Here is a 21,308-nt window from a genome sequence, read left to right as displayed (position 1 = left end):
GGTCAGCGGCGGCGGGCCCGCAGCACGAACGTGCGGTAGGGCAGCTCGACCGTCTCCCGGCCGGCCAGATCGGGGTGGCCGGCGAACAGCTCCGTCAGCTCCGCGTCGACCCGTCGCCGCTCGTCCGCGTCGGCCGTCAGCCAGTACGAGCGGGTGTGCAGCATGCTGACCACCTCGTCCGGCGTGAGCGTGGTGGCGTGCGGGAACTGGCCGACCTCGACGTCGGTGAACGCTCCGCCGAAGTCCGCGTACCGCTGGGTCACGTCGCCCGCGTTGTCGCCGAGGTGGGCGATCCGGCTCAGCTCCGCCACCCAGCCGACCCGCTCGTCCCGGATGTTCCAGACCGGCGCGAACGTGCCGCCCGGGCGCAGCACGCGGGCCACCTCGGCGTGCGCCCGCTCCCGGTCGAACCAGTGGTATGCCTGCCCGACCAGTACCGCGTCCGCCGACCCGTCCGGCAGCGGCACCGCCTCGGCGCTGCCGGCGAGCGCCGTCGAGCCCGGCGTGGCGGCGGCCAGTTGCGCCCGCATCCCCGGATCAGGTTCCACCGGTACGACATGAGCCACCGGCCCGGTCAGCGCCAGCAGTCCGCGGGTGAGGATCCCGGTGCCGGCGCCGAGGTCCACCACCCGGGCGGCGTCCAGGCCGTCCAGCGCCCAGCGCAGCGCCGCCTCCGGATAGCGGGGACGGAACCGGTCGTACTCGGCCGCGGCCGCGCCGAACGAGAGCGCCGCAGTGGGGTCGGTCATGGCGGGCAGGTTATCCCGTAACGGCCGCCACGGCGCTTGAGTACGCTCATGTGCTGACCCCGCCGATGTTCCCAAGGCTTGAGGAAGCGTGCCGTGACCGAGCAGAACGCCCTGCCCACAGACCCCGCCGACGACCTTCCCGAGCAGATGAAGGTCCGCCGGGAGAAGCGGGACCGGATGCTCGCCGAGGGCGTCGAGCCGTACCCGGTCAGTTTCCCGCGGACCACCACGCTCGCACGGCTGCGCGAGCGCTACGGCGACCTGCCCACCGACACCGCCACCGGCGACCGGGTCTCGGTCACCGGCCGGGTGATCTTCATTCGCAACACCGGCAAGCTCTGCTTCGCGACGCTCCGCGACGGTGACGGCACCGAGGTCCAGGCGATGCTCTCGCTGGACCGGGCCGGCGCCGAGCGGCTCGCCGACTGGAAGCGCCTGGTCGACCTCGGTGACCACGTCGGCGTGACCGGCGAGGTGATCACCAGCCGGCGCGGTGAGCTGTCTGTTCTCGCCGAGGAGTGGGCGGTCACCGCCAAGGCGCTGCGCCCGCTGCCGGTGGCGCACAAGCCGCTCAGCGAGGAGTCCCGGGTCCGCCAGCGCTACGTGGACCTCGTGGTCCGCCCGCAGGCCCGGCAGATGGTGCGCACGCGGGCCACCGCCGTACGCAGTCTGCGCGACACCCTGCACGGGCAGGACTTCATCGAGGTCGAGACCCCGATGCTGCAACTGCTGCACGGCGGCGCCGCGGCACGCCCATTCGTGACCCACAGCAATGCGCTCGACACGGATCTGTATCTGCGAATCGCGCCGGAACTGTTTCTCAAGCGCGCGGTGGTCGGTGGCGTGGACCGCGTCTTCGAGATCAACCGCAACTTCCGTAATGAGGGCATCGACTCTTCGCACTCGCCGGAGTTCGCGATGCTGGAGGCGTACCAGGCGTACGGCGACTACCACACGATGGCCGAGCTGACCCAAAATCTCGTACAGCGGGCCGCGGTGGCGGTCGCCGGCTCGACCGTGGTGACCCACGCCGACGGGCGTGAGTTCGATCTGGGCGGCGAGTGGCGGTCGGTGACGCTGTTCGGTGTTCTTTCCGAAGCGCTCGGTGAGGAGGTCACCGTCCGCACCGAAAGGGCGCGCCTGGTCGAGTACGCGGACAAGGTCGGTCTCTCCGTCGACCCGAAGTGGGGACCGGGCAAGCTGGCCGAGGAGTTGTTCGAGGAACTGGTCGTGCCGTCCCTTCAGGCGCCGACGTTCGTCATGGACTACCCGGAGGAGACCAGCCCGCTGACCCGGGCTCACCGCAGCGAGCCGGGACTGGCCGAGAAGTGGGACCTCTACGTGCTCGGATTCGAGCTGGGCACCGCGTACTCGGAGCTGGTCGACCCGGTCGTGCAGCGGGAGCGGCTGGTGGCCCAGGCGCAGCTCGCGGCGCGCGGCGACGACGAGGCGATGCGGCTGGACGAGGACTTTCTCCGAGCGATGGAGTATGGAATGCCGCCGTCCGGCGGCATGGGAATGGGAATCGACCGGCTGCTGATGGCGCTGACGGGACTCGGAATTCGGGAAACGATCCTGTTCCCGTTGGTCCGGCCCGAGTAGGCGCTCCCCGCAAGCCTTCTCCGGCTCGTTACCCCGTCCTATTGACGGAGCAAGCGCCGGACGGGTTATTGTGCTCGGTGTATTGCAGGAGTACAACCCTGCTCGAAAGGAATGTGGGACGTGGCCAAGCAGATCATTCACAAGCTGGTCGATGACCTGGACGGCGGGGACGCTGACGAGACCGTCAAGTTCGCGCTCGACGGCGTGCAGTACGAGATCGACCTCTCCGCTTCCAACGCCGGGAAATTGCGCGACGTATTCGCGCCGTACATCGCGAACGGAACGAAGGTCGGTCGCGGGGGTGTGGTCGTGGGTGGCCGGGCCGCTCGTGGCCGGGGCGGCGCGACCGCCGACCGGGAGCAGAACCGGGCCATCCGCGAGTGGGCCAAGAAGGCCGGCAAGGACATCTCCGACCGGGGCCGGATCCCGCAGGAGATCGTGGACGAGTACCACGCGAAGGCGGGGCACTGACCCCACCCTCGTCACGGGCGACGCCGACGCCGGACCGGAGTGCGACTCCGGGCCGGCGTCGCCGTTTCCGTACCGGGGTCCCTGTTGCGCCCCGCCGTCCCCGGCGGTGCCGGATGTCCGGTCCGGCCCACCGCGCGCGGGCGCGGCGCCGCCGGGGAAGAAATCCCCGCCCGGGGTGGTTGTCCACAGGCGGTGGAGACTTCATCCACAGGCTGTGGACGACCCGGCGGACGCATCGGTGCCGCCTTTGGTCCACTCGACCGGCCGTTCGGGCGCCGGTCGAATTTCGCTCTGCGCGTACAGGCAGGGGCCCCGGAACACCTCCTGAGCGTGGACGGTTGTCAGAAACGACGTCGGAACGGTCATTCGCAGGGGCACACGACCTCAGCGGAGACGGTCCGCGGCGATAGAGTAAGGAGGCACGGACGCCCGTCCCGGACGTCCGCGCACCGGCCCCGCCGAGATCTGACCATCAAGGCGCACGGCACGTGAGGAGCACGAGGGCATGTTCGAGCGGTTCACCGACCGAGCGCGACGGGTTGTCGTCCTGGCCCAAGAAGAGGCCCGGATGCTCAACCACAACTACATCGGTACGGAACACATCCTGCTGGGCCTGATCCACGAGGGTGAGGGTGTCGCGGCAAAGGCCCTGGAGAGCCTCGGCATCTCCCTGGAGGGCGTGCGTCAGCAGGTCGAGGAGATCATCGGCCAGGGCCAGCAGGCGCCGAGCGGGCACATCCCGTTCACGCCGCGGGCCAAGAAGGTGCTGGAGCTGTCGCTGCGCGAGGCGCTGCAGCTCGGCCACAACTACATCGGCACCGAGCACATCCTGCTCGGCCTGATCCGCGAGGGCGAGGGCGTCGCCGCCCAGGTCCTGGTGAAGCTCGGCGCAGATCTGAACCGGGTGCGCCAGCAGGTCATCCAGCTGCTCTCCGGCTACCAGGGCAAGGAGCCGGCCGCCGCCGGTGCCGCGCCGGGTGAGGCCGCGCCGTCGACCAGCCTCGTGCTGGACCAGTTCGGCCGCAACCTGACCCAGGCCGCCCGCGAGGGCAAGCTCGACCCGGTCATCGGGCGCGAGAAGGAGATCGAGCGGGTCATGCAGGTGCTGTCCCGCCGCACCAAGAACAACCCGGTGCTGATCGGCGAGCCCGGCGTCGGCAAGACCGCCGTGGTGGAGGGCCTGTCCCAGAAGATCATCAAGGGCGAGGTGCCCGAGACGCTGAAGGACAAGCAGCTCTACACCCTCGACCTCGGTGCCCTGGTCGCCGGTTCCCGCTACCGCGGTGACTTCGAGGAGCGCCTGAAGAAGGTGCTCAAGGAGATCCGCACCCGCGGCGACATCATCCTGTTCATCGACGAGATCCACACCCTCGTCGGTGCGGGCGCGGCCGAGGGCGCGATCGACGCCGCCAGCATCCTCAAGCCGATGCTGGCCCGTGGCGAGCTGCAGACCATCGGCGCCACCACGCTCGACGAGTACCGCAAGCACCTGGAGAAGGACGCCGCTCTGGAGCGTCGTTTCCAGCCGATCCAGGTGGGTGAGCCGTCGCTGGCCCACACCATCGAGATCCTCAAGGGCCTGCGGGACCGCTACGAGGCCCACCACCGCGTCTCCATCACCGACGCCGCCCTGGTCGCCGCCGCGACGCTCGCCGACCGGTACATCTCCGACCGGTTCCTGCCGGACAAGGCGATCGACCTGATCGACGAGGCCGGCGCCCGGATGCGGATCCGCCGGATGACCGCGCCGCCGGACCTGCGCGACTTCGACGAGCGCATCGCCCAGGTGCGCCGCGACAAGGAGTCCGCGATCGACGCGCAGGACTTCGAGCGGGCCGCCCAGCTGCGCGACACCGAGAAGCAGCTGCTGGGGCAGAAGGCGCAGCGGGAGAAGGAGTGGAAGGCCGGTGACCTGGACGTCGTCAGCGAGGTCGACGACGAGCAGATCGCCGAGGTGCTCGGCAACTGGACCGGCATCCCGGTCTACAAGCTGACCGAGGAGGAGACCTCGCGCCTGCTGCGCATGGAGGACGAGCTGCACAAGCGCGTCATCGGCCAGGAGGACGCGGTCAAGGCGGTCTCGAAGGCGATCCGGCGTACCCGGGCCGGCCTGAAGGACCCGAAGCGCCCCTCCGGCTCGTTCATCTTCGCCGGCCCGTCCGGCGTCGGTAAGACCGAGCTGTCCAAGGCGCTCGCCGAGTTCCTGTTCGGCAGCGAGGACGCCCTCATCCAGCTCGACATGTCGGAGTTCCACGACCGGTACACGGTGTCCCGGCTCGTCGGTGCCCCTCCCGGCTACGTCGGCTACGACGAGGGCGGGCAGCTGACCGAGAAGGTGCGTCGCCGGCCGTTCTCGGTGGTCCTCTTCGACGAGATCGAGAAGGCCCACCCGGACGTGTTCAACACGCTCCTCCAGATCCTGGAGGACGGGCGCCTCACCGACGGCCAGGGCCGGATCGTGGACTTCAAGAACACGGTCATCATCCTGACCACCAACCTCGGTACGCGCGACGTCGCCAAGGCGGTGTCGCTGGGCTTCCAGGCCTCTGAGGACTCCGAGTCGAACTACGACCGGATGAAGCAGAAGGTCAACGACGAGCTCAAGCAGCACTTCCGGCCCGAGTTCCTGAACCGGATCGACGACACCATCGTCTTCCACCAGCTGCGCGAGATCGAGATCCTCTCGATCGTGGACATCATGATCCAGCGGATCGAGGGCCAGCTGAGGAACAAGGACATGGGTCTGGAGCTGACCGACAACGCCAAGAAGTACCTGGCGAAGAAGGGCTTCGACCCGGTGCTGGGCGCGCGGCCGCTGCGTCGCACGATCCAGCGCGACATCGAGGACAACCTGTCCGAGCGGATCCTGTTCAACGAGCTGACCCCGGGTCAGATCGTGGTCGTGGACTGCGAGGGCGACCCGGAGGACATCGACAAGTCCAAGCTCGTCTTCCGGGGCGCGGACCGGCCGGACGCCGTGCCGGACGCGGTCCCGGCGGACCTCGGCGGCACCGCCGCCACCGGGGCGGACGACGCCGCATAGCTAGAGCACCGAGGGCGACGGCCCCGGTAGGCGAAAGCCACCGGGGCCGTCGCCTTTCCATCCCCTCCCGCCCTCGCCCCGGGTGCCGCCCACCCGCACCCTTCCGCCCCGTCGATCATGAAGTTGACCGCACTTGGCGTCCGGTTTGTCCCCGCTAACTTCATGACCAACGGGGTGGACCCCGGGGGCGGGCGCGGGGTGGAAGGGCGGGGGTGGGGCGTTAGGGGAGGGGGACGGCAGGGCCGTCGCCGGCCAGGCGGAACGACTCCTCGCCGACCGGCTCCACCAGGCCGTCAGTGACCAGGCCGGCCAGTGCGCGGGCCCGCTGCACGTCGTCGTGCCAGACCTGGTCCAGCCGCTGGTGCGGCACCGGGCCGGCGGACTCCCGCAGCACCGCGAGCAGCAGTCCGCGTACCTGCCGGTCGGTGCCGGCGTAGCGCTGCGGCCGACGGGTCGGTCCGGTGGGCGCGGCCTGCCCGGAGGCCCGCCAGGCGCAGCTCGACTCGACCGGGCAGATCGCGCAGCGCGGCGCGCGGGCCGTGCAGACGACAGCGCCGAGTTCCATGAACGCGGCGCTGGCCAGCGCGGCGGCGGCCGGTTCGACCGGCAGCAGTTCCTCGGTGGCGACCAGGTCGGCCGGGCGGGTGGTGGGGCCGGCGTCGGGTTGACCGGCGATCGCCCGGCACACCACGCGCCGCACGTTCGTGTCCACCACCGGGTGCCGCTGCCCGTACGCGAAAGCGGCGACCGCGCGGGCCGTGTACGTGCCGACGCCCGGTAGTGCCAGCAGCTGGTCGAGCCGGTCGGGCACCACGCCGCCGTGGCGCTCGACGATCGCCACCGCGCACTCGCGCAGGCGTACCGCCCGGCGCGGGTAGCCGAGCCGTCCCCACATCCGGATCGCCTCGGCCGGGGTGTCCTCGGCGAGCGCGCGCGGCTCCGGCCAGCGGGCCAGCCACGCCTGGAAGGCGGGCACCACCCGGACCACAGGGGTCTGCTGGAGCATGACCTCGCTGACCAGGATCGCCCAGGCGCCGATGCCGGGCTTGCGCCAGGGCAGGTCGCGGGCGTTGCGCTCGTACCACCGGCTGACCTGGGTGGCGAATGTGGGATCGGACATCGCGCCGCCGATCATGTCACGGCGGTCTTTCCCGCAGGTTGGGCGGGCCGGGTGGCCGGGCGCGATCGATCATGGACGACGGGGCAGAATGTCCGAATGAACGAGCTCGCGATCACCGTCATCGGCCGGGACCGGCCGGGCATCGTTGCCGACGTCGCGGAGGTCCTCGCCCGGCTGGGCGCGAACCTCACCGACTCGACGATGACCCGGCTGCGTGGACACTTCGCGATGACGCTGATCTGCGTGGGCCCGGCCGCCGCCGATGTCGAGGCCGCGCTGGCCCCGCTCGCCGCCGACGGGCACCTGCTGGCGACCGTACGCGCGGTCACGCCCGACGCCGGCAGCGAGCCCACCGGGGAGCCGTACGTGCTGGCGGTGCACGGCGCCGACCGGATGGGCATCGTCGCGGCGATGACCCGGGTGCTCACCGACGCGGGCGGGAACGTGACCGACCTGAGCACCCGGCTCACCGGTTCGCTCTACGTGGTGGTCGCCGAGGTCGAGCTGCCGCCCGGTGTGTCGGACGAGGTGGCCGGCCGGCTCACCCGCGTCGCGGCAGAGCTGGGCGTGGGGGTCAGCCTCCGCCCGGCGGACACGGACCTGCTGTGACCGGGCCGGAGTACGCGGGCCTGGGCGGCTGGACACCGGAGAAGCTCGGCGTCCCCGGCGCGGTACGCCCGGTGGTCACCGCGCCGGAGCCGGTGCTGAGTCGACCCGGCCCGGAGGTCGACCCCACATCTGCCGAGGTGGTGCGCCTCGCCGCCGACCTGGTGGCGACGATGCGCGTCTCGCCCGGGTGCGTGGGACTGGCGGCGCCGCAGGTCGGGGTGAGCGCGCAGGTGTTCGCGGTGGACGTCACGGGGCATCCGAAGGCGGTCACCGTGCACGGCACGTTCGTGCTCTGCAACGCCCGTGTGGTGGAGGCGTCCCGGTGGAAGGCCGGGCGGGAGGGCTGCATGTCGGTGCCGGACCTGACCGGCGACGTGAAGCGGGCCAGCCGGCTGGTGGTCGAGGGCGCGCTTCCCGGCAGCGGCGAGCCGGTCCGGCTGGTGACGGACGGCTTCGAGGCGCGTGCGCTCCAGCACGAGATCGACCACTGCGCCGGGCTGCTGTTCCTCGACCGGGTGGCCGGCGCGCACGCGATCTACCAGCGCAAGGTCTACCTCTGACGGTGGCGCTCGGAATCCTGTGTGGACGGGTGCGGCCGTACGGCGGCGGGTTCCCGGCGCGTCGGACCGCCGAGCCGTGCGCCGCGCGGCTACGGTAGGCGCATCATGCGTCTGACGGTCGGCCCCCTGCCCCCTGCCGTGTACTGGCGGCGTCGTGCCGTCGTGCTCGGAGCAGGGCTGCTCTTCCTGATTGTCCTGCTGTATTCGTGCACCGGTACGGACCGCAACACCGGAGCGCCGGGCACGGACCCGTCCCCGACCGGCTCCGCCGGGGCTCAGCCCGACCCGTCCGGCTCGGTGCTGACCCCTCGGACGGGCAGCCCGTCACCGACGGCAGGCGACTCCGGCGGCGGTGGCGCGAACACCGGCGGCGGGAACACCGGCGGCGACGCCACCGGTGACGGTGGGAACACCGGCGGGGGCGCGAACAACGGGGGTGGCACCGGCAACGGTGGCGCGACCGGTCAGCCGGTCTCCGACGACGGCACCTGCACCGACTCCGAGCTGCTGGTGACGCCGGTGGCGGTGCCGCCCACCGCCCAGCGGGGCACAGTGGTCACGTTGCGCCTGAAGGTCAAGAACGTGTCGAACCGGACGTGCAGCCGGGACGTCGGCGCCGACCTCCAGGAGCTGTACGTCAAGTCCGGGGCGGAGAAGATCTGGTCGTCCGACACGTGCGGTACCGGCAAGGGGTCGGACGTGCAGTCGTTCACGCCGAACTTCGAGCGCTCCTACGAGCTGGGCTGGAACGGCCGGCTGGACAACCGGTGCGCGAGCGGGCTGGCGAACGGCGACTTCGCGGCGATCGGCGCGTACCAGGTGTTCGCCCGCGTCGGCACCAAGCTCAGCGAGCCGGTCAAGCTGACCGTCACCGGCTGAGCGGTCGGTCAGACGTACCGTTCGAGGATGCTCGCCTCGGCGAGCCGGGACAGGCCCTCGCGGACGCCGCGGGCGCGGGCGTCGCCCACGCCCTCGACCGCTTGGAGGTCTTCCACTGTCGCACCGAGCAGCCGCTGGAGGCTGCCGAAGTGCACCACCAGCCGGTCGACCACGGCGACCGGCAGCCGGGGCACCTTCGCCAGCAGGCGGAACCCGCGCGGGCTGACCGCCGCGTCGAGCGCGTCGGAGGCGGACGGGTAGCCGATCGCCTTCGCCACCGCCACGAGGTCGATGAGTTCGGTGGCGCTGAGCAGGTCGAGCTCGACGAGCGCCTCGTCGAGCGTGCGTGACTTGCGGCCGGTCGGCAGGTAGTCGCGGATGACCAGGGTGCGGTCGGCGTCCACGCCGGCCATCAGCTCGTCGAGCTGGAGGGCCAGCAGGCGACCGTCGGTGCCCAGCTCCACCACGTAGCCGGCGATCTCGTCGGCGATCCGCCGGACCATCTCCAGGCGCTGCACCACAGCCACCGCGTCGCGGACGGTGACGAGGTCTTCGATCTCCAGCGCGGAGAGCGTGCCGGAGACCTCGTCCAGCCGGAGCTTGTAGCGCTCCAGCGTGGCGAGCGCCTGGTTGGCGCGGGACAGGATGGCCGCCGAGTCGTCGAGCACGTGCCGCTGGCCGTTGACGTAGAGGCTGATGATCCGCATCGACTGGCTGACCGAGATGACCGGGTAGCCGGTCTGCCGGGCCACCCGCTCGGCGGTGCGGTGCCGGGTGCCGGACTCCTCGGTGGGGATGGACGGGTCGGGCATCAGGTGCACGCCGGCCTGCACGATCCGGCTGCCGTCGCTGGAGAGCACCACAGCGCCGTCCATCTTGCACAGCTCACGGACCCGGGTGGCGGAGAACTCCACGTCCATCGGGAAGCCGCCGGTGCAGATCTGCTCGACGACCTTGTCGTAGCCGAGCACGATCAGCGCGCCGGTGCGGCCGCGCAGGATCCGCTCCAGGCCGTCCCGCAGGGCGGTGCCGGGAGCCATCAGGGCGAGGTTGGCGCGCAGCGGATCGGCGCCGGCCCCGCCGCCGACGCTTCCGTTGACGCTCACGCTGATGGCACGAGCGGGGTTGCCGCTCACGGCGCCGGTACGGGCGTGCGGCGTCGCCGTTGCGGGCTTGGTGGCATCGCGGTCGATCGGCACGGGCACAGTCTACGGACTGCCATGCGGTGGGTGCTCTCGTGGTTACTGTGATGTGTCACGATGCCCGGCTCGGGCGGCTCGTCGCGGGCTGCGTGGCCTGCCCGGAAACGCCCGGCGGATCCCGCCGTGTCACTCCGCCGACGCGCGCGCGGCCGCCTGGAGGGCGGCCCGCACGTCAGTGACCTCGATCACCCGCATGTTGTCCGGCCCGGCGCCGCTGCTCTCGGGCCCGCACCCGGGCGGCACGAGGGCCAGCCGGAAACCGAGCCGGGCGGCCTCGGCCAGCCGGCGGGGCACCGCGCCGACACGGCGGACCTCGCCGGTGAGCCCGACCTCGCCGATGGCCACCAGGTGGGGGTTGAGCGCCAGGTTGAGCCCGCCCGAGGCGACCGCGAGCGCCACGGCCAGATCGGCCGCCGGCTCCACCACCCGGATGCCGCCGACGGTGGCGGCGAAGACCTCCCGGTCGTGCAGCGTGAGCCGCTCGGTGCGGCGCTGGAGCACCGCGAGGACCATGGCGAGCCGGGCGCTGTCGAGGCCGGAGACGGTACGCCGGGGCGAGCCGGCCACCGTCGCCCCGATCAGCGCCTGCACCTCGGTCACCAGCGCCCGGCGCCCCTCCATCGCCACCGTCACGCAGGTGCCCGGCACCGGTTCGGAGTAGCGGGTCAGGAACAGGCCGGACGGGTCGGCCAGGCTGCTGATGCCGCCCTCGTGCATCTCGAAGCAGCCCACCTCGTCGGCCGCGCCGAACCGGTTCTTCACGCCGCGCACCATCCGCAGCGAGGAGTGCTTGTCGCCCTCGAAGTGCAGCACCACGTCGACCAGGTGCTCCAGCACCCGGGGACCGGCGACCTGGCCGTCCTTGGTGACGTGCCCGACCAGCACGGTGGCGATGCCGCACTCCTTGGCCACCGCGACCAGGGCGGCGGTGACCGCGCGGACCTGGGTGACACCGCCGGGCACGCCCTCGGTGCCGGTGGTCGAGATGGTCTGCACCGAGTCGAGCACCAGCAGCCCCGGCTTGACCGCGTCGAGGTGGCCGAGCACCGCCGACAGGTCGCTCTCGGCGGCCAGGTAGAGCTGGTCGTGCAGGGTGCCCATCCGCTCGGCGCGCAGCCGCACCTGGCTGACCGACTCCTCACCGCTGACCACCAGTGACGGGCTGCCGGCTCCGGCCGCCCACTGCTGGGCCACGTCGAGCAGCAGCGTCGACTTGCCCACGCCGGGCTCACCGGCGAGCAGCACCACCGCGCCGGGGACCAGCCCGCCGCCGAGCACCCGGTCGAGCTCGCTGACGCCGGTGGGACGGGCCCGGGCGGGCGCGGCGCTGATCGTGGCGATCGGCCGGGCCGGCTCGGCCGGCATCCGTGAGCTGACCACCCGGCCGGAGACCACCGGGCCGGTGACCGTGCACTCGACCACCGAACCCCACTCGCCGCACTCGGGGCACCGGCCCACCCACTTCGGGGGCTGGTGACCGCAGGCGTCGCACTCGTAGGCCGGGCGGGGTTCGCGGGTCGCGGCGCGACCGCGGCCGGCGCCGGCACGGGAGGAGGTCGATCGGGGCGTGGTCACCACCGGACGCTAACCGGCCCGTACGACGAAAGCCCACCCGAAACGGCGGCACCGCCGACGTGGCGCTGGCCACGGCGGCGGTGCCGACGGAGGAAGTACGGAGGTCAGTGGCCGCCCTCGGCGCCGCCGTCCTCACCGGCGTGCTCACGCGGGTTCACGATCTTCGACGGCGTGGCCTCCGGGGTCAGCGGGATGCCGATCGGCGCCGGGGTCTTGACGACCTTGCCGTCGCCGAAGTCGAAGGTCAGGTTGACCTGCTGGCCGACGAGCAGCTTCTCGTTCAGGCCGACGAGCTGGAGGAACCGCGGGTTGCCGGCGTTGAGCTGGGCGTAGCTGAGCGCCGGGATCTCGATCCGGGCCGGCTGGCCGGCGGGCGCGGACTCGCTCTCGCTCGGCGACGGGCTGGCCGACGGCGACCCGGTCACCTCCAGCGACTGGCTCGGCGACGCGCTCGGGTCGGTGGCGGTCGGCGAGGAGGTGGCCGGCTCGGTGGGCGAGCCGGTCGGCGTGGCAGCGCCGCTCTCACCCGCGCCGGAACCGGTGAGCACGATCTCCCGCGCGCTGTCGGTGGTGACCGTCACGGTCACCGGCTTCTCGCTGTCGTTGTAGATCACCACGTTGACCGGCGCGTTCGACCCGGCCTCGTAGCCCTTCGGGCCCGGGAACTGCACGTAGAGCCCGCGCACCTTGTAGAGGTTGTCGGAGGTCTGGACGTTGACGCCCTGTACCGACGGGATCTTGTTGGCGGTCTCGGAAATCTGCCCGGCGCCGCACCCGGACAGCAGCAGGCTCGCCGCCGCCGTGCCGGCCAGCAGCAGGGCCGGCCCCCGGGAACCCCTGATCGAGCGCGTCACGTCGGTCCTCCTCGTCACGATCCCCGCCCGGTCGACCACCGGGCACGGGGTGGCCATACCCGCGCAGACCGCGCTCCAGGGTAGTTGGAGCTGATCGAGGCCCGCACGCGGACCCGGCAATGCCACCTCGGAGGGGACTCCTCAGACCAGCCGGCCGCTCGTCACCAGCAGCACCACATCGATGAGCGCCACCACCAGCACCGCCCGGAAGGCGGTCGCCGAGCGTCCGGCGGTCGCGCGTCCCGCGTACCAGCCGACCGCCGGCACGGCGACGGCGGCGGCGACCGCCGACATGCCGGTCCACGACGGCGGCCCGGGCGGCCCGAGGACCAGCGCGACGGTGGCCGCGAGCAGCAGCCCGGCGGCGGCCAGCCGGCTGCCGACCGGCCCGAACCGGTGCGGCAGGCCGCGTACCCCGGTCCGGGCGTCGTCGGCCAGGTCGGGCAGCACGTTGGCGAAGTGCGCGCCGGCGCCGAGCAGCGCGGCCGCGGCCACCAGCCAGGCCGGGGGCACCGGCGAGCCGGGCAGCGCCAGCACCACGAACGCGGGCAGCGCGCCGAACGAGACCGCGTAGGGCAGCACCGACACCGGCGTCGACTTCAGCGGCCGGTTGTAGAGCAGCGCGGAGACCAGGCCCAACGTCGCGCAGGCCGCCGCTGCCGGGCCGCCGGCCAGCGCCAGGACCGGCACGGCGACAGCGGCCACCGCGGTGGCCCGGGCCAGCGTCGGCCGGGCGACCTCGCCGGTGGTCACCGGTTTGTCGGTACGCCCCACCGCCGCGTCCCGCTCGGCGTCGATGAGGTCGTTGCTCCACCCCACCGCGAGCTGGCTGGCCAGCACCGTCAGCGCCACCGCCGCGACGCCCGCCGCGGAGTGCCCGACGCCGGCGGCGAGCAGCGCGGCGACGACGGTGACCGCCGCCGCGGGCTCCGGATGGCTCGCCCTGACCAGCCCTAACACCCGTGTCGACATAAGGGAAGTCTGGTCGTTACCGGGCAGTCGTGCCACGCTCGACGCATGCCCGACGCGTCGCCGGTGTCCACTCCGTACCGGGTGCTGCCGCCGAACGACCCGCGGCAGTACGACGACCTGGCCGGTGAGTGGTGGCGGCCGGACGGCGCGTTCGCGATGCTGCACTGGCTGGCCCGGGCCCGGGCGGCGCTGGTTCCGGCGGCGTCCACGCCGGACGATCTGCTCGTCGACCTGGGTTGCGGCGCCGGGCTGCTGGCGCCGCACCTGGCCGGCAAGGGCTACCGCCACGTCGGGGTGGACCTGACGCGCTCCGCGCTCGACCAGGCCGCCGAGCACGGCGTGACGGTGGTCCAGGCCGACGCGACGGCGGTGCCGCTGGCCGACGGCTGCGCGGCTGTGGTCTCCGCCGGGGAACTGCTGGAACACGTGCCGGACTGGCGGCGTGCGGTCGCCGAGGCGTGCCGGCTGCTGCGCCCGGGCGGCCTGCTGGTGCTGGACACGCTCAACGACACGCTGCTGGCCCGGCTGGTCGCGGTGGAGCTGGGCGAACGGCTGCCCACGGTGCCGCGCGGCATCCACGATCCACGGTTGTTCGTCGACGCCCGCGCGCTGGTCGCCGAGTGCGCCCGGCACGGCGTGTCGCTGACGGTGCGCGGGGTCCGCCCGGAGTTGGGCGGCACGCTGGCCTGGCTGCTGCGCCGCATGCGCGGCGCCGGTGACCGTCCGGGCAGGACCGAACCGCGCATCGTGCCGACCCGGTCGACGGCGGTGCTGTACCAGGGCTGGGGGCGCCGGGGCGGGTAGCCGGGGCCGCCCGGGGTAAAGGACGCGAGGAGGGGGCGACATGACTGTGCACGCGCTGGAGGCGGCCCGCCGGTTGGCGCCGCGACTGGCCGCCCGCGCGGCCGAGCACGACCGGGACGGCTCGTTCCCCGTGGACGACTTCGCGGACCTGCGGGCGGCCGGGCTGTTCGGCCTGATGGTGCCGCCCGAGCTGGGTGGCACGGGCGCGAGCTTCGCCGAGTACGCCGCGGTCGCCACCGAACTGGCCCGGGGCAACGGTGCGACCGCGCTGGTGTTCAACATGCACGCCTCGGTCACCGGCGCGCTGGGCGCGGTCACCGAGGAACTGGCCGAGGCGCTCGGCGTACCGGCGGAGGCGCTCGCGGCGCGGGACCGGCTGCTGCGCGCGGCGGCCGACGGCGCCTGGTACGCGGTAGCGATGAGCGAACGCGGCGCCGGCGCCCGGCTGTCCCAGCTCAGCACCGTCTACGAACCGGTCGAGGGCGGCTGGCACATCAAGGGCAGCAAGACGTTCTGCTCCGGGGCCGGCCACCCCGACGGCTACCTGGTGGCCGCCCGAAGCGCCGCCGACCAGTCGGTGGTGTCGCAGTTCCTGGTGCCCGCCGGGGACGGGATCACCGTCGAGCCCACCTGGGACTCGCTCGGTATGCGTGCCACCTCCTCGCACGACGTGCACCTGGACGTGACGGTCCCGGCCGACCGGCTGCTCGGCGGCGTCGAAGGACTGGCCCTGGTCGTCGCCCAGCTCATGCCGCACTGGCTGGTGGCGAGCTACGCGGCGGTCTACGTCGGCGTGGCCCGGGCCGCCATCGACGCCGCGGCCGAGCACCTCAACGCCCGCAACCTCGCCGGCCTGCCCGCCGTACGGGCCCGCCTGGGCCGGGCCGACGCGGCCACCGCCGCCGCCGAACTGGTGGTCGCCGAGGCGGCCCGCCGGGTCGACGAGGCGCCCGGCGACGCGGAGACGAACCGCTGGGTGTGGCGGGCCAAGCTGCTGGCGGGCACCACCGCCGCCGAGGTGGCGGCCTCCATGCTGGAGGCGGCGGGCACGTCGGCGACCCGCCGCGGGCATCCGCTGGAGCGGCTCTACCGGGACGCCCGCTGCGGCTCGCTGCATCCGGCCACGTCCGACGTGTGCGCCGACTGGCTGGGCATCGCCGCACTTGGCGGCGACCCGGACCGGGACAGCGCGCTCCCTCGTTGGTGAGCGCGAGGAGTGAGCCGGGTTTGCGAGCCCCGCAGTCGCGAACGAGAGGCGGCACGGTGAGCGCGAGGAGTGAGCCGGGTTTGCGAGCCCCGCAGTCGCGAACGAAAGGCGGCACGGTGAGCGCGAGGAGTGAGCCGGTTTTGCGAGCCCCGCAGTCGCGAACGAAAGGCGGCACGGTGAGCGCGAGGTGCGAGTGAAGGGCGAGGGGTGGGGGACGTGGGCATACCGGTGATCGCGGGTCTGGGTACGGCGCAACCGCCGGCCGCGATGCAGGACGAACTGTGGACGGGCTTCTTCGCGGGGCACTTCCAGGGGAACACCCGGGCGCTGGCCGAGCGGATCTTCGCGAACTCGGGCGTGACCCGGCGGCAGGCGGCGGTCAACCCGCTGCTGGAGGACGTCTCGGAGTGGCCGACCGAGCGCCGGATGCGCCGCTACCAGGTCGAGGCACTGCCGCTGGGCAAGGAGGCGGTCAGCCGGGCCCTCACCGCCGCCGGCCTGGACGCCGCCGACGTCGGGCTGTTCATCGTCTGCTCGTGCACCGGGTACGCCACCCCGGGCCTGGACATCCTGCTCGCCCGGGACCTGGGGATGTCCCCGAGCACCCAGCGCATGTTCGTGGGGCACATGGGCTGCTACGCGGCCCTGCCCGGGCTGGGCGCGGCCAGCGACTTCGTCACCGCCCGCGGGCGGCCCGCGCTGCTGCTCTGCGCGGAGCTGACCAGCCTGCACATCCAGCCGCCGGGCGCCCGGGTGGACACCCAGCAGATCGTCTCCCACGCGCTGTTCTCGGACGCGGCGGTCGCCGCCGTGGTCGTCCCCGGCGGCCGGGGGTACGCGCTGCGTGAGGTCACCTCGGTCACCGACACGTCCACTGCCGACCACATGACCTGGGACGTCACCGACACCGGTTTCCGGATGGGCCTGTCGCCGAAGGTGCCGCAGGTGCTCTCCCGGCACGTGCAGACCCTGGTCGACGAGCTGCTGGCGCGGCACGGGTGCACGCGCTCCGACGTGGACGGCTGGGCGGTGCACCCGGGCGGGCCGCGGATCCTCAACGTGGTGGAGCGTGAGCTGGCGCTGCCGCCGGACGGGCTCGCCGCGTCCCGGGGGACGCTCGCCGAGCACGGCAACTGCTCGTCCCCGACGGTGCTGCTGATCCTGGACCGGCTGTGGCGTACGGAGCCGTCACCGCCGCGCTGGGTGGTGATGCTCGCGTTCGGCCCGGGCCTGACGCTCTACGCGGTGCTGCTGGAACGGGTGGGCTGACGGCTCGCCCCGCCGGGGCCGCGCGGATACGCTGCCGTCATGGCCTCCGACGAGCGGAACGGACGGGTGCTGCTGACCGTCCTGACCGTCCTGGCGCTGGCGGCCGGCGCGGCCTGGTGGCGGTCGGCGGCACCGGAGCCGGGTGCGACCACGGCAGTGCCGGCGCTGTCCGCGAGCGCCGAACCCATCTCCCGCACCTGGCGGGTCGACCCGTCGACCGGTGACGCCTGGCCGGCCCGCCCGGAGCGTGATCCGACGCCCAGGGCACGCCGTGCGCCGGCCACGTCGCCGGACCGGTCGGTGGTGATGCGGGTGGAGGGGGACGGCACGGCACGTGTGCTCCAGGTGTCGCACGTGGTGTGGCGGGAGACGTCCGCACTGACGCCGGACGGGCCGCCCGTCGTACGGCAGGTGAATCCCTCGCGGGGCGACGACTACCGGCTGACGGTGAGCTGCTCCGGGGACGGGGCGGTCGCCGTACAGCTGTCCGGCGCCGGGACCGGCGACGCGCGGCGGGTGCTCCGGTGCGGCGGGCGACTGGAGCTGCCCGTGCTGGGCGGCACCGGCGCGCCGGTGCTGGTGCGGTTCACCGGTGTACGCGGCCGGGCCGAGCTGGACGCCCGGCTCGAGGCGCTCTACTGACCGCTGTCGCGCCACCCTCGGGGGGAGCGTCTCAGCCGCTCAGCCGGGCCAGGTCGGCGCCGTAGTCCGACAGCGGGCCCAGTTCCGGCACCACCCGGACCAGCGAGCCCTGCCGGTCCACGAGCAGCGCTGCGGCGGCGCCGGGGTGGGGCGACAGGTGCAGGTAGGAGCGCAGGCCGCCGGCGGGGTCGCCGAGCGGGCGTACCCCGGGGACGCTCGCGGGTCCGGCGCTGCGGCCCTCGGTCACGGTGACCACTGTGACGCCGGGCGGGGCGGCGCGTGCGGCGGTGCCGACCTGTTCGGCGCAGGTGCAGGCGTCGACCAGAATGATCATGGCGGGCAGCAGGCTGCGCAGCGGTACCGGCGTGTCGCCCGCCCCGACCAGGTCCAGTGCGGGCAGCGGGCCGACCGGTTGCGGCGCGGTGGTGGAGCGGGGAAGCACCGTCGGCGCGCCGGACCGGGTGGTACGCGGCCAGGTGACGGCGGCCAGCCCGGCGAGCGTGACCAGCACCGACACGAGCAGGATCAGCGCCGGCAGCCCGAGGCGGGCCGGACCGGTACGCCGCCCGGTGTCCTGCCGGGCGCGACGCAGCTCGCGGCGGATCTGCCGGGCCTCGTCGGCGAGCGCCGAGGCGTCGTCCGGGACGACCACCCGGCCCCACTCGGGGGGCAGGCCGGGCAGCCCGTCCGGCGGCCCCTGGCCGTCAGCGTCAGGCACGCCCATCGGACCCCCAGGAACGTCTCGGTGAGCGGACGTCGCGTCCGTTCCCAGCGTCCCGCACCGGCCGCCGTAACGCCACACCTGGGCGCGGACGGACTTGCGGAGTTACCATGGAAGGAGCGCATTGCCCTAGATCTGGACGCTCCCGCCACCCGTTACCGGGATGTCACGTGTTCCTCACGGAGCGTGTCGAAAGCATCGGTTTGACCGCCTGTCAAGCCGAAGAAATACCTCTCACAGGGCCCCTGAGCTGCGCCAACGATCAGGACAGCGGTGAGACATCGGTGCCTGAGCGTGTTACCCTAGACACAGCGAAAGGGGTTTCGAACCTATGGTTTTCAGTGTCGGCGAGACCGTTGTTTACCCCCACCACGGGGCCGCACTCATCGAGGCAATCGAGACTCGGGTCATCAAGGGCGAGCCCAGGGAATACCTCGTCCTGAGGGTCGCGCAGGGTGACCTGACGGTCCGGGTGCCCGCCGAGAACGCCGAGATCGTGGGTGTGCGCGAAGTGGTTGGCGAAGAGGGCCTGGGCAAGGTCTTCGACGTGCTCCGTGCACCGCACACCGAGGAGCCGACCAACTGGTCGCGGCGTTACAAGGCGAATCTGGAGAAGCTGGCCTCCGGTAACCCGCTGAAGGTGGCCGAGGTCGTCCGCGACCTGTGGCGCCGGGAGCGGGAGCGGGGCCTGTCGGCGGGCGAGAAGCGGATGCTCGCCAAGGCTCGTGACATCCTCGTCGGCGAGGTCGCGCTGGCGGAGAAGAGCACCAAGGACGAGGCCGAGACGCTGCTCGACAAGGTGCTGACCGAGGCCTGATCCACGCCTCTGCCTCTACCCACCCCGCAGCGAACGAATCCGAGGACCGCGACGTGACCGCGCAGCTCAATCCGCGCGGTGACGTCGCGGTCCTCGTTCCTGCGGCCGGTGCCGGGGTACGCCTCGGACCCGGCGCCCCGAAGGCGCTCCGGTTGCTCGCCGGCGAGCCGCTGCTGGTGCACGCGGTCCGCCGGATCGCCGCCGCGCCCTCGGTACACACGATCGTGGTGGCCGCGCCGGCCACCGAGGTCGAGGCGGTACGCGCGATGCTCGCCCACGTGGCCCCGGTGACTGTGGTGCCCGGTGGCGCCGAACGCCAGGCGTCGGTGGCGGCGGCCCTCGCGGCCGTACCCGCCGGTCCGGAGATCGTCCTGGTGCACGACGCGGCCCGCGCGCTCACCCCGCCCCACCTGGTCGAGTCGGTGGCCGCGCCGGTCCGCGACGGGCACGACGCGGTGATCCCGGTGCTGCCGGTGGTCGACACGATCAAAGAGGTCGACGCGACCGAGCGGGTCCTCGGCACCGTCGACAGGTCCGCGCTGCGCGCGGTGCAGACGCCGCAGGGCTTCCGCCGGCCGGTGCTGGTCGCGGCCCACAGGTCGGCGGCTGACGCGCTCACCGACGACGCCGGGCTGGTCGAGAAGCAGGGGATCGCGGTGACCTGCGTACCCGGCTCCGAGCTGGCCCTGAAGATCACCCGTCCGTTCGACCTGGCCCTGGCCGAACACCTGCTGACCACAGGCGCCTGACGCGCCGCGCGCGGCTCGCGGCTGCGAGATCTTGGTACGAAGTGGCCCCCATAGGGGCCGTTTCCTGCCAAGATCTACACGGCTCCTGGGATCTGGAACGTGGATCCCAGTCTTCGGTCGATGGTTGATCGGCGCGCTGGGGTGGGCGCGTCCGGTGTTCAAGATCTGGGCGCGCCGGTCAGAGCGACGCTCCACCGTACAGCTCACAGGCTTTGCTTCGTCGCCACGGCGGCACCTGGATAGAGGCGTAGCCTGCTGGGGCCTACAAGAACCAGAGCTGACCACAGCCCGGGCCGCCGTCAAGGCGCGACGCGTACCCTCTGGTCATGATCGTTCCTCGGGTCGCCATCGGCACCGACGTGCACGCCTTCGCGGCCGGGCGGCCCTGCTGGGTCGCGGGCCTGCACTGGCCGGACCAGGACGGCCTGGCCGGTCACTCCGACGCCGACGTGGCGGCGCACGCCGCCTGCAACGCCCTGCTCTCCGCCGCCGGTCTCGGTGACCTGGGCGCTAACTTCGGGGTGGACCAGCCCGAGTGGGCGGGCGCGTCGGGAGTGGCGCTGCTGACCGAGAGCGCACGCCGGGTACGGGCGGCGGGCTTCCGGATCGGCAACGTGTCGGTGCAGGTCGTCGGCAACCGCCCCAAGATCGGGCCGCGTCGGGAGGAGGCGCAGCGGGTGCTCTCCGAGGCGGTCGGCGCGCCGGTGACGGTCTCCGCGGCCACCACCGACGGCCTGGGCTTCACCGGGCGCGGGGAGGGACTGGCCGGGATCGCGGTGGCCCTGGTCTACGAGGCCCCGGCCGACTGACGCGGTGACCGGGGACGCCGGTCACCGCGTCAGTCGGATCAGTCGACGTCGGTGCAGACGTTGTGGGTCGTGCCGTGGAGCATCGTGATGGTCTTGTCGAAGGTGGGGGAGAACTCCACCCGGAACTGGCCGTCGACGATCCACAGGCCCTTCGGCAGCGTGCCGGCGTTCTCCCGGAAGCCGAGCAGCACCGGCCCGGTCACGTACCAGGTCATCGAGCCGTCGGTGCGGTAGACGACGAGGGAGGTGCCGCTCGCGTCCGCCGTGGACGTGGCGCCGGTCTCCAGGTTCGTCACCCGGTTGAGCAGAGCGCCGGTGAACAACTCCCGCTTCGGCGTGCCGTCCGGGTAGGTCTCGATCGTCAGCTTCCGCACCTCGTCCACGATCGGCTCGACCCGTACCGCGAACTCGCATCGCGCGCCCGCGGGCATCTCGAACGGCGCCTGGGGCGCCGGTTCCCAGGCGCCCGGGGCGGAATGCCGCTCCGGCGCGGCGGACGCCGAGCCGGGCAGGGCCGCGACCGCCGCCGCCACGACGCTCGCCACCGCGATACTCATCCTGAACCGCATGTTCCACTCCATCCGTCGCTGGTCCGGACGGCGAGCATCACCGGGCCGGATCACCACCGGCTCACCGCGTCGAGCGGCAGCCGTC

At 72.9% G+C, this 21,308-nt stretch carries 21 protein-coding genes; 13 read left to right on the top strand and 8 right to left on the bottom strand.

Going from position 1 to position 21,308, the window contains the following annotated elements; genetic code table 11:
- Positions 1 to 2: 2 nt before the first annotated feature.
- On the bottom strand, positions 3 to 749 hold the full coding sequence (locus GA0070562_RS22675) for a class I SAM-dependent methyltransferase (protein ID WP_091425676.1): 747 nt from the start codon (positions 747 to 749) through the stop codon (positions 3 to 5).
- Positions 750 to 842: 93 nt separating this feature from the next.
- On the opposite strand from GA0070562_RS22675, the gene lysS reads away from it, so the two are divergent.
- From lysS to GA0070562_RS22660, 3 genes are all read left to right on the top strand, one after another.
- Positions 843 to 2,351: a lysine--tRNA ligase gene (gene lysS, locus GA0070562_RS22670; protein ID WP_091425675.1), complete on the top strand. Its 1,509-nt coding sequence runs from the start codon at positions 843 to 845 to the stop codon at positions 2,349 to 2,351.
- Between the two features lie 120 nt (positions 2,352 to 2,471).
- Complete coding sequence (locus tag GA0070562_RS22665) at positions 2,472 to 2,822, top strand: histone-like nucleoid-structuring protein Lsr2 (protein WP_013288952.1); 351 nt, start codon at positions 2,472 to 2,474, stop codon at positions 2,820 to 2,822.
- A gap of 505 nt (positions 2,823 to 3,327) precedes the next feature.
- Complete coding sequence (locus GA0070562_RS22660) at positions 3,328 to 5,865, top strand: ATP-dependent Clp protease ATP-binding subunit (RefSeq protein WP_091425671.1); 2,538 nt, start codon at positions 3,328 to 3,330, stop codon at positions 5,863 to 5,865.
- A 220-nt stretch (positions 5,866 to 6,085) separates the two neighbouring features.
- Here GA0070562_RS22660 and GA0070562_RS22655 read toward each other — a convergent pair whose 3' ends face one another.
- Positions 6,086 to 6,985, bottom strand: a complete 900-nt coding sequence (locus GA0070562_RS22655; protein WP_091426052.1) for an HhH-GPD family protein — start codon at positions 6,983 to 6,985, stop codon at positions 6,086 to 6,088.
- A 96-nt stretch (positions 6,986 to 7,081) separates the two neighbouring features.
- Here GA0070562_RS22655 and GA0070562_RS22650 point away from each other — a divergent pair, with 96 nt between their 5' ends.
- The 3 genes from GA0070562_RS22650 (at position 7,082) to GA0070562_RS22640 (ending at position 9,033) form a co-directional block, all read left to right on the top strand.
- Positions 7,082 to 7,594 (top strand): glycine cleavage system transcriptional repressor, encoded by a 513-nt coding sequence (locus GA0070562_RS22650; protein ID WP_073829205.1) that lies wholly within the window; start codon positions 7,082 to 7,084, stop codon positions 7,592 to 7,594.
- Positions 7,591 to 8,154, top strand: a complete 564-nt coding sequence (locus GA0070562_RS22645) for a peptide deformylase (protein ID WP_091047297.1) — start codon at positions 7,591 to 7,593, stop codon at positions 8,152 to 8,154. The genes GA0070562_RS22650 and GA0070562_RS22645 overlap by 4 nt, the downstream gene beginning before the upstream one ends.
- A 105-nt stretch (positions 8,155 to 8,259) precedes the next feature.
- A complete protein-coding gene (locus GA0070562_RS22640; RefSeq protein ID WP_091425668.1) occupies positions 8,260 to 9,033 on the top strand; it encodes a hypothetical protein in 774 nt (257 codons plus the stop codon).
- A gap of 8 nt (positions 9,034 to 9,041) precedes the next feature.
- Here the strand turns inward: GA0070562_RS22640 and disA are convergent, their stop codons facing one another.
- The 4 genes from disA to GA0070562_RS22620 form a co-directional block, all read right to left on the bottom strand.
- Positions 9,042 to 10,232 carry a DNA integrity scanning diadenylate cyclase DisA gene (gene disA / locus GA0070562_RS22635; RefSeq protein WP_091425665.1) on the bottom strand — a complete coding sequence of 397 codons (1,191 nt, stop codon included), beginning with the start codon at positions 10,230 to 10,232 and terminating at the stop codon, positions 9,042 to 9,044.
- 129 nt (positions 10,233 to 10,361) lie between these two features.
- Positions 10,362 to 11,810: a DNA repair protein RadA gene (gene radA / locus GA0070562_RS22630; RefSeq protein ID WP_091426050.1), complete on the bottom strand. Its 1,449-nt coding sequence runs from the start codon at positions 11,808 to 11,810 to the stop codon at positions 10,362 to 10,364.
- Between the two features lie 104 nt (positions 11,811 to 11,914).
- Positions 11,915 to 12,664: a hypothetical protein gene (locus GA0070562_RS22625; protein ID WP_091426048.1), complete on the bottom strand. Its 750-nt coding sequence runs from the start codon at positions 12,662 to 12,664 to the stop codon at positions 11,915 to 11,917.
- A gap of 141 nt (positions 12,665 to 12,805) precedes the next feature.
- The gene (locus tag GA0070562_RS22620) at positions 12,806 to 13,636 is read right to left on the bottom strand and encodes a UbiA family prenyltransferase (RefSeq protein WP_091425662.1); all 831 of its coding nucleotides are present in this window, start codon (positions 13,634 to 13,636) and stop codon (positions 12,806 to 12,808) included.
- A 45-nt stretch (positions 13,637 to 13,681) separates the two neighbouring features.
- Here GA0070562_RS22620 and GA0070562_RS22615 point away from each other — a divergent pair, with 45 nt between their 5' ends.
- From GA0070562_RS22615 to GA0070562_RS22600, 4 genes are all read left to right on the top strand, one after another.
- On the top strand, positions 13,682 to 14,440 hold the full coding sequence (locus GA0070562_RS22615; protein ID WP_091425659.1) for a methyltransferase domain-containing protein: 759 nt from the start codon (positions 13,682 to 13,684) through the stop codon (positions 14,438 to 14,440).
- A 40-nt stretch (positions 14,441 to 14,480) separates the two neighbouring features.
- Complete coding sequence (locus GA0070562_RS22610; protein WP_091425657.1) at positions 14,481 to 15,647, top strand: acyl-CoA dehydrogenase family protein; 1,167 nt, start codon at positions 14,481 to 14,483, stop codon at positions 15,645 to 15,647.
- 267 nt (positions 15,648 to 15,914) lie between these two features.
- Positions 15,915 to 16,916 (top strand): type III polyketide synthase, encoded by a 1,002-nt coding sequence (locus GA0070562_RS22605; protein ID WP_393353315.1) that lies wholly within the window; start codon positions 15,915 to 15,917, stop codon positions 16,914 to 16,916.
- 39 nt (positions 16,917 to 16,955) lie between these two features.
- Positions 16,956 to 17,558, top strand: coding sequence for a hypothetical protein (locus GA0070562_RS22600; protein ID WP_091425654.1), 603 nt, complete (start codon positions 16,956 to 16,958; stop codon positions 17,556 to 17,558).
- A 31-nt stretch (positions 17,559 to 17,589) separates the two neighbouring features.
- On the opposite strand, the gene GA0070562_RS22595 is transcribed toward GA0070562_RS22600, so the two are convergent.
- A complete protein-coding gene (locus GA0070562_RS22595; protein WP_091425652.1) occupies positions 17,590 to 18,282 on the bottom strand; it encodes a hypothetical protein in 693 nt (230 codons plus the stop codon).
- A 328-nt stretch (positions 18,283 to 18,610) separates the two neighbouring features.
- On the opposite strand from GA0070562_RS22595, the gene GA0070562_RS22590 reads away from it, so the two are divergent.
- The 3 genes from GA0070562_RS22590 (at position 18,611) to ispF (ending at position 20,654) form a co-directional block, all read left to right on the top strand.
- Complete coding sequence (locus GA0070562_RS22590; protein WP_013288937.1) at positions 18,611 to 19,096, top strand: CarD family transcriptional regulator; 486 nt, start codon at positions 18,611 to 18,613, stop codon at positions 19,094 to 19,096.
- A 53-nt stretch (positions 19,097 to 19,149) separates the two neighbouring features.
- Entirely contained in the window at positions 19,150 to 19,845 is a 696-nt protein-coding gene (gene ispD, locus GA0070562_RS22585) for a 2-C-methyl-D-erythritol 4-phosphate cytidylyltransferase (protein ID WP_091425650.1), read from the top strand.
- Positions 19,846 to 20,171: 326 nt separating this feature from the next.
- Positions 20,172 to 20,654 (top strand): 2-C-methyl-D-erythritol 2,4-cyclodiphosphate synthase, encoded by a 483-nt coding sequence (gene ispF, locus GA0070562_RS22580; RefSeq protein ID WP_091425649.1) that lies wholly within the window; start codon positions 20,172 to 20,174, stop codon positions 20,652 to 20,654.
- A gap of 38 nt (positions 20,655 to 20,692) precedes the next feature.
- Here ispF and GA0070562_RS22575 read toward each other — a convergent pair whose 3' ends face one another.
- The gene (locus GA0070562_RS22575) at positions 20,693 to 21,223 is read right to left on the bottom strand and encodes a hypothetical protein (RefSeq protein ID WP_091426046.1); all 531 of its coding nucleotides are present in this window, start codon (positions 21,221 to 21,223) and stop codon (positions 20,693 to 20,695) included.
- Between the last annotated feature and the right edge of the window lie 85 nt (positions 21,224 to 21,308).

The organism is Micromonospora tulbaghiae (genome assembly GCF_900091605.1).
GTDB lineage: Bacteria > Actinomycetota > Actinomycetes > Mycobacteriales > Micromonosporaceae > Micromonospora > Micromonospora tulbaghiae.
Note: the sequence above shows the minus strand (reverse complement) of the source record. Positions and strands in the feature narration are given on the sequence as shown.

Bases quoted from the DNA above. Each gene is read 5' to 3' on its own strand.
- GA0070562_RS22600 (WP_091425654.1), top strand. From the start codon at position 16,956: ATGGCCTCCGACGAGCGGAACGGACGGGTGCTGCTGACCGTCCTGACC.
- GA0070562_RS22640 (WP_091425668.1), top strand. From the start codon at position 8,260: ATGCGTCTGACGGTCGGCCCCCTGCCCCCTGCCGTGTACTGGCGGCGT.
- GA0070562_RS22650 (WP_073829205.1), top strand. From the start codon at position 7,082: ATGAACGAGCTCGCGATCACCGTCATCGGCCGGGACCGGCCGGGCATC.
- GA0070562_RS22590 (WP_013288937.1), top strand. From the start codon at position 18,611: ATGGTTTTCAGTGTCGGCGAGACCGTTGTTTACCCCCACCACGGGGCC.
- GA0070562_RS22675 (WP_091425676.1), bottom strand. From the start codon at position 749: ATGACCGACCCCACTGCGGCGCTCTCGTTCGGCGCGGCCGCGGCCGAG.
- ispF (WP_091425649.1), top strand. From the start codon at position 20,172: ATGATCGTTCCTCGGGTCGCCATCGGCACCGACGTGCACGCCTTCGCG.
- GA0070562_RS22610 (WP_091425657.1), top strand. From the start codon at position 14,481: ATGACTGTGCACGCGCTGGAGGCGGCCCGCCGGTTGGCGCCGCGACTG.
- GA0070562_RS22620 (WP_091425662.1), bottom strand. From the start codon at position 13,636: ATGTCGACACGGGTGTTAGGGCTGGTCAGGGCGAGCCATCCGGAGCCC.
- GA0070562_RS22660 (WP_091425671.1), top strand. From the start codon at position 3,328: ATGTTCGAGCGGTTCACCGACCGAGCGCGACGGGTTGTCGTCCTGGCC.
- GA0070562_RS22575 (WP_091426046.1), bottom strand. From the start codon at position 21,223: ATGCGGTTCAGGATGAGTATCGCGGTGGCGAGCGTCGTGGCGGCGGCG.
- GA0070562_RS22605 (WP_393353315.1), top strand. From the start codon at position 15,915: ATGCAGGACGAACTGTGGACGGGCTTCTTCGCGGGGCACTTCCAGGGG.
- GA0070562_RS22615 (WP_091425659.1), top strand. From the start codon at position 13,682: ATGCCCGACGCGTCGCCGGTGTCCACTCCGTACCGGGTGCTGCCGCCG.
- GA0070562_RS22655 (WP_091426052.1), bottom strand. From the start codon at position 6,985: ATGTCCGATCCCACATTCGCCACCCAGGTCAGCCGGTGGTACGAGCGC.
- GA0070562_RS22595 (WP_091425652.1), bottom strand. From the start codon at position 18,282: ATGGGCGTGCCTGACGCTGACGGCCAGGGGCCGCCGGACGGGCTGCCC.